The organism is Xenorhabdus sp. KK7.4 (assembly GCF_963876465.1).
Lineage (GTDB): Bacteria > Pseudomonadota > Gammaproteobacteria > Enterobacterales > Enterobacteriaceae > Xenorhabdus > Xenorhabdus stockiae.
Window position 1 is genome coordinate 5,185 of sequence record NZ_CAWNQF010000097.1, and the last position, 7,836, is coordinate 13,020.

At 49.4% G+C, this 7,836-nt stretch carries 1 protein-coding gene; it reads right to left on the bottom strand.

What is annotated here, in order from left to right; all coding sequences use genetic code 11:
- Positions 1-7,836: non-ribosomal peptide synthetase (locus AACS90_RS17135; protein ID WP_193757287.1), on the bottom strand; the 7,836-nt coding region annotated here is incomplete at both ends.

The window sequence follows — 7,836 nt, forward strand, 5'->3', positions numbered from 1 at the left end:
CCAGTCTTCACCGTAATTAAATCTGATGATGAACTGGTTACCTTGCTCATAGGCGATCAACGACAACGGATAATCCACTTTTTCCACCACACGGCGGAATGTCAGTGTCTGTTCGATGCCGGTCTGGTTTTCGTCTGCTACCGGCACAGGATAGTTTTCAAACACCAGCAGGCTCTGGAATAACCGTTTTCCGTCAGATTGCAGGCCAGAGAGAGAGACGGCACTGTAGCTATTGAGGTCAGCGATAGTTTTTTGGATATGTTGTAAAATAGTGACCACGCTGCTGGTTGGTTTCCACTGCACAACCAACGGCAACGTATTGATATACAGACCGACACTGGACTCGATCCCTGTAACGGGAATATCCCGTCCAGAGACAGTAGTGCCGACTATCGTCTGTTCATCACTGGTATAAATGTGCAACAGTTTATGCCAGGCAAATTGCAGAGCTACATTCAGCGTTATCCCTTGTGCCCGACAGGTGTTTTTCAGCTGTTCATACGCGTTATCCTGCACAATGAGTTGCTGACATGCTGTTTTATTAACCGTTTTTATCCGGGTTAAGTCAACCCGGTGGCTTAACAGCGCCGATAAATCATTCGCGCCCTGCCATTGCGTTTTGCGTTCAGACCAATAAAGGTCCGTTTCGGTCAGGTGATCCCGGTAATATTGCTGGGTCGCCAGATAAGCATTATCTACAACGATTTCAGGCGTGCGACCCTGTACGAGTGCGTTGTAATAGTCATGGACGGTTTGCAATAAAATCGGGTAGCTCCAGCCATCAATGATGCTGTGGTGTAGGGTGATAACTACGGTAACCAACTGTTGATGTTGTTTAATCAGGATAAAGCGCGCTAACCCAGGCTGACGTAAATCAAATGGTAGGGTGAGATCATGTTGTTGAAGCGTATCAATCGCCCTGTTTTTTTCTTCTTCTGGTAACTGGGTAATGTCTTCGTGTTGGAAATTTGCCGCATTAATGCTGGCATCCATTATGACGATTTGTAAGAGGTCTTCAGCCCAGTCAAAGGCGGTTCTGAGGATGGGGAAACGCAGTGAGGCCAGTGCCCAGGCCTGTTGATAGGCGTCAACATTAATGGCGGTGTGGTAATCCAACAGCAGTTGTACGCGATAGGCATCATCCTGTGGCTGAGCCAGATGATGGTAAATAAATCCTTGTTGTAAGCTGGTGGCGGGGGACAACGCTTCAAGCTGATAGTGTTGTTGAAGGTGGCGCAAGTGTTTGACGGAAAGTCCCTTGATACCGTAGTCACTGGCGGTTTTGATCCCCCCCGCCTGCGCCTGTTTTTGTGCCACAGAGATAACGTCATGGAGTGCCTGCCCGAATGCCCGGATAAACAGGGCTGTCTTAGGCTGAGGCAGGCGGGAATCAACATAAAACCGTAGCCTTCCGGTTTGAACGGCACCATTAATGCCCAGCAACACATGACGGTCGTTTTCGCTGGCTATCATCGTTCCGCAATCATCGTCAGTGATTGACCAGTTTTGACGGCTGGCACAGCCTAACTGCCCCAGATAGTTGAAACTGATAGACGGTAAATCACCGTCCAGATAACCCGCCTGCTCTAATGCCCCGTAACCCATGCCTTTGTTCGGCACCGCGCGAAGCATCTCTTTGGTATGAATTAGGGTATCGACTATATCTGTCTGGTTTTCGAGACGAACCGGATAAAGTGTTGTAAACCAACCGACGGTTTCCGAGACATCGATGGTGTTATCAATCGATTCCCGCCCGTGGCTTTCCAGAATGATGTGATTGGCGGATTGGTCGAATGTTTCCTGTAAGGCCACAGTCAGCGCACTCAGCAACAGATCATTAATTTCCGTGTGATAACCCTTATTCGCTTCATGCAGCAGAATATCGGTCATTTCCGCCGACAGACCTAGCTGATGGTGTGTGAGGCTGTCCAGCGCCGGTTTGCTGTGATGGCCTGCCAGCACCTGTTGCCAGTAAGGCACTTCATGTTGATGTTGTCGGGCATATTCCTGAACCGCAGCTACCCATTGGCGATAACTGCTGGTTTTCGCGGACAGTGCCATCCCCTGCAAGAGCAAACGCATATCTTCGGCAATAATCCGCCAGGACACCGCATCAATAATCAGATGATGGAAGGCAAAAAATAACTGCGCACTGCCATCGGCATAGCCGGTCAGGTGTGCAGCCTGCCAGAGTGGCCCGTTGTGGTAATCGAACCCACTTTGCCACTGGGTGAGTTGTTGACGCAGTGCTTCCGTATCACACTGACGGATATCTGCGTGTTTTAACTGCGGCAGTGAAGCTGAAATATCCGCGAAATAACATTGGTGATATCCCTGCTCGGTGGCAACAAAACGGGCGCGTAACATATCATGCCGATCCGTTAAGGCCATCAGGGCTTGCTCAAGCTGTGCCGCTTGGAGATGGCCGGGGATCTGAACCATAAAGGCCTGATTCCAGTGATGTGGCTGCGCTAACGGCCAGTCAAAGAAGGTGTGCTGAACCGGCAATAACGCAAACTCCCCGTTTAATACCCCTTGTTCGGCAACGATGTCGGCCTTGGACTTGGTTTGCAGCAGTAAGGGCGCTAATTGTGCCACCGTCGGGGCCTCAAAAAGGGTTTTCACCTGAAGCGAAAAACCGGCCTGACGGAGTTTGGATGCCAACTGGATGCTGACAATGGAGTCGCCCCCAATGCGGAAGAAATTATCGTGGATACTTACCTGTTCCAGTCCTAAAACCGCCTGCCAAATCTCACAAAGCTGGGTTTCCAGGGCATTACGGGGCGCAACATAATTTTCGCTGTGACCGAAAACCGGCTCCGGTAAGGCGCTGCGATCCACTTTGCCGTTTAGCGTCAGGGGAATAGCCTCGATAAAAGTAAAACTGGCGGGCAGCATATAGTCTGGCAGATGTGCTGATAAATGTGCAAGCAGAGCTTCATCGGCTAAAAACCCGTCAATCACCAGATAAGCGCTCAGTAAGGTATTGCCCTGATACTCGCAATCGATAACAACCGCCTGTTTAATCTGTGGATGTGCCACCAAGGTACTTTCAATTTCGCCTAGCTCAATGCGGTAGCCACGAATTTTGACCTGAAAATCATTGCGTCCCAGATATTCCAATTCACCATCGGGTAGCCAGCGCGCTAAATCACCGGTTTTATACAGACTTGTGTAACCTAACTTTTTGTGCTTATCGGTGGCAAACGGGTTTTCAATAAAACGTTCAGCGGTTAATTCCGGTCGGTTTAAATAGCCCCGTGCCAGCCCTGCGCCGCCAATGTAAAGTTCGCCGGGGGCACCTATCGGTGCCAGTTGTCCGGCAGAATTCAGTATATAGGCAGACATGTCACTCAGAGGACGTCCAATGCAGGATACCGTGCTGGTATCGCCTTGCGTTAATTTTTTATAAGTCACATGGACAGTGGTTTCGGTGATCCCATACATATTGATGAGCACTGGTTTTAGATCGCCATAACGATCCCACCAGGGTGTTAACTGCACTGGATTTAATTTATCACCGCCAAAGATCACGTAGCGAAGGTGAGGGAATTCTGCGCAGTTGTTGACGGCTTCGTCGATAAAGGCATAAAACGCCCCTGGCGTTTGATTCAGTACCGTCACCTGCTGCTCGGTACATAATTGGCTTAATTGATTGAAATCCTTAGTGCACTCAACCGTTGGGATAATTAAACGTCCGCCATAGAGCAAAGCTCCCCATAATTCCCACACACTAAAATCAAACGTATACGCATGGAAAAGTACCCAGACATCGTGTTGATCGAACTGGTAATCTTTTTGACTGGTGGTAAATAAACGATTGACGTTATGGTGGGTCTGCAAGACCCCTTTAGGTTTCCCGGTCGTGCCAGAGGTATAAATAACATAGGCTAAATCTATTGCTTGACCGGCTAACGCCAGATTGTCTGTTGAATAGTGTTCAGTCACACGACTGTCATCTGTGGCAATCAGGGTGGGCTGCGTCACGAGTGCCTGAACGTGAGCCTGCAATGTGGGAAAAAACTGTTGCTGAGTCACCACACAGGGTGATTGCGTATCGTCCAGCATAAACTGAACCCGCTCCGGCGGATAATCCGGTGATACTGGTACATAAGCCCCGCCGGCTTTGAGTACCGCCAGTATACCGATAACCATTTCCGGGCTGCGATCCAAATAGAGTACGATCAATGTCTCCATAGGCATCGGTATATAATGCTGTTGTTGATAACGTTCACGGATCACACGCGCCAGTTGGTTTGCCCTTTCACTAAGTTGGCGATAGGTCAGGGTTTTGCCTTCAAACACCAGTGCAACATTATCCGGTGTCCTTGCCGTCTGCACTTCAAACAACTGTGACAGGGTCTTATTCTGCGGATATGGAGCATCGGTCTGATTCCAGTGGTACAATAAGGTATGACGTTCCTGTGCTGATAAAATATCAATGCTGAACAACGATTGTTGTTGGTTTGCTACAAACGCCCTCAAAACTCGTTGGTAACTCTCCATGATGCGGGTAATGCTAGTGTCGTTAAATAGGCTCAGGGCGTAGTTCAGGCAACCGGTAATCGCTGTTTTGCCATCAGATAAAAACAGACTCAGGTCAAACTTCGCGGGGCTGTATAAGGGTTCATCCAGCGTCACCGGCTTGAATGGCAGTCGGTTAGCTGACGGATTTTCGCCGCCATTATGTTCACCGAAAGCCTGCACACTGAACATTACCTGAAATAGCGGATGACGGGCGGTATCCCGTTCAATGTTCAGCGCTTCAACCAACTGTTCAAACGGCATATCCTGATGGGCTTTGGCACCGCTAACCCGTTTGTGTACCTGTGCAATCAACGCGGTTACGCTGTCGGTATGTTGTAGCTGTACCCTTAAGGCCAATGAGTTAACGAACATCCCCAGTAGTGGCAGTGTTTGCGCATGGTGGCGGTTATCTGTCGGGGTACCGATAACGATGTCATCCTGCCCGGATAATTTCGCCAGTGTGACGTAAAATGCACTGAGCAGCACGGTATACAGGGTGGTTTCCTGCGTTTTTGCCAGTGTCCGTAGCTGTTCAGACAGCTGTGCGTCCAGCGTAAAATTAATATCCCGCCCCTGATAATTGACCTGTGCCGGTCTGGGGTGATCGGTGGGCAGAGCCAGCGATTCATAGCCCGCCAGCGTCTGTTGCCAGTAAGCCAGTTGTTGTTCGCGGATGTCTCCCTGCAAATAATCCCGTTGCCATGCCGCATAATCTCCGTAGGTGATATCCAGCGCAGGGAGCTGGCTGTCACGACCCGCTTGCAGTGCGTAGTAAACCGCCGCCAGTTCCGCCATAAAGATATCAATGGACCAGCCATCCATTGCAATATGGTGCCATAACAGTAATAAGTAATGGCTGTCTGCGACCTGATAATGCCGCAGGCGCAGACTCGGCTCGGTGGTCAAATCAAAGGGGGTGGCTATCTCGGTGCGGACGTTAGCCAGCAAGCTATCCCTGTTGTCACAGGATTGAGACTGGAACACCAAGTCTGTTTCCAATACCTGCTGATAACTCTGGTCGTGATCATCACTACGATACACGGTTCTCAGCACCGCATGGCGTTCCGCTAATCGGTTAATGGCAGTTTCCAGTAAAGGCAGAGTGTCGGCGTTACCCAACTGAACCAGATAGGGAATATGGTAAACATCCGAACCCTGCTCATATTGCTCGATAAACAGCATTCGCTCCTGCGCAAACGATAAGGGATAACGCTCTTGGGGCTTATGCGGGATCACCGTTTGAATTTGTTCATCCATCTGCATGGCTAACCTGACGATGGTTTTCAGTTCAAACAGTTGTGTCAGTGAAATATCCGTAGACAGGGTACGGCGAATGGCAGCAATCAGCTTAATCGCGGTCAGGGAGTTGCCGCCGACACGGAAGAAGTTATCTTCAATACCGACTTGCTCCAGCCCTAACACCGTCTGCCAAATAGTACAAAGTTGGGTTTCTAGGGCATTACGGGGCGCAACATAATTATCTCTGTTATCGAAAGCCGGTTCCGGTAAGGCTTTGCGATCCACTTTGCCGTTTTGCGTCAGAGGAATAGCGTCGATAAAGGTAAAGCTGGTGGGTAGCATATAGTCCGGCAGGCGCTCAGATAAGTGCGCCAACAGCATGCCTGTGGACATTGCATCCTCGGCAACCAAATAAGCTGCCAATCCTTTATAGTCACTATGCTCTCGGTCAACCACGATCGCCTGTCTGACCTGTGGATGGGAAGTAAGCACACCTTCAATTTCCCCCAGTTCAATGCGGAAGCCACGGATTTTGACCTGAAAATCATTGCGTCCCAGATATTCGATGTTACCGTTTGATAAATAACGAGCCAGATCCCCAGTGCGATACATTTTTTTCTTGGGGTCCGGGCTAAACGGATCACGAATAAATTTTTCCGCTGTCAATTCCGGTTTGTTCAGATAACCTCGAGCGACACCTATACCTGAAATATACAGTTCTCCTGCCACGCCTATTGGTACCGGTTGAGTGTCATTATCGAGAATATAGAGCTGAATATTATCAATCGGCTTACCAATAGGGATCACGCTATTCTTGGTTAAGTCACCGGTTTTCCTCAAACTGCAATCCCATGCTGCCACATCAATGGCGGCTTCGGTCGGCCCATACAAGTTATGTAGTTCCACGTCAGCAAACTGTTCATGAAATTGCAATACCGTGTGGACAGGGAGTGCTTCCCCACTACAGAACACCCGTCTGACAAACTTCCCAACATTGGCAGATGCGTGTTGCAGAAACAGCGACAGCATGGAAGGAACAAAATGAAGTGTGGTGATATTGTGCTGACAAATCAGCTGGCTCAAATAGAGAGGGTCTTTATGGCCCTCCGGTTTGGCTACCACCAAACCGGCGCCGTACATCAACGGCCAGAAAAACTCCCAGACGGAAACATCAAAACTAAATGGAGTTTTTTGTAATACGACATCATCGGCGGTTAGCGGATAGGCTTTCTGCATCCACACAAGACGATTAACCACACCACGGTGTTCATTCATCACCCCTTTTGGTTTTCCAGTCGAACCTGAAGTGTAAATCACATAGGCCAGATGGGATGATGTCAGAGCAATAGTGTCTGTTGATGGGTTGTTGTGGCTCAGGCACGACCATTTACCGATATCTGCGTTCAGGTCAACAACACAGGAGCCGGCATTGGTTGCATAGTCTGTCAGCAGAGTACGGACTTCATCTGAAATCTCGCGGTGACACAACAATGCACGGGGAGCAGCATCATACAGAATGTCATCTAGTCGTTCTTTTGGATAGCTAGGATCAAGCGGAACATAGGCTCCTCCTGCTTTTAATATAGCCAGTAGTGCCACGACCATTTCAGTACTACGCTCCATGCACACTCCGATCAACGTATCAGGAGGAATCTGAAACGCCGTGCGGAGATAATGCGCCAGTCGATTGGCGTTTTGATTTAATTGCGCATAGCTGATTATTTGATCGTCAAATTTCAGTGCAATAGCATTTGGTGTCCTCTCGACCTGAGCCTCAAACAACTGTTGCAGGGTTTTATCCTGCGGATAAGGCGCATCGGTCTGGTTCCAGCCGTGCAACAGCGTATGACGCTCTGCCTCACTGAGACAGGTGATGGTGGCATGAGGCTGTTCCGGATGGCAAGCCACCGCATGCAGAATGCGTTCAAGCTGGTTCAGTAATCGTTGAGCCTGCTCATCAGTCAGCCAGTCTTCACCGTAATTAAATCTGATGATGAACTGGTTACCTTGCTCATAGGCGATCAACGACAACGGATAATCCACTTTTTCCACCACACGGCGGAATGTCAG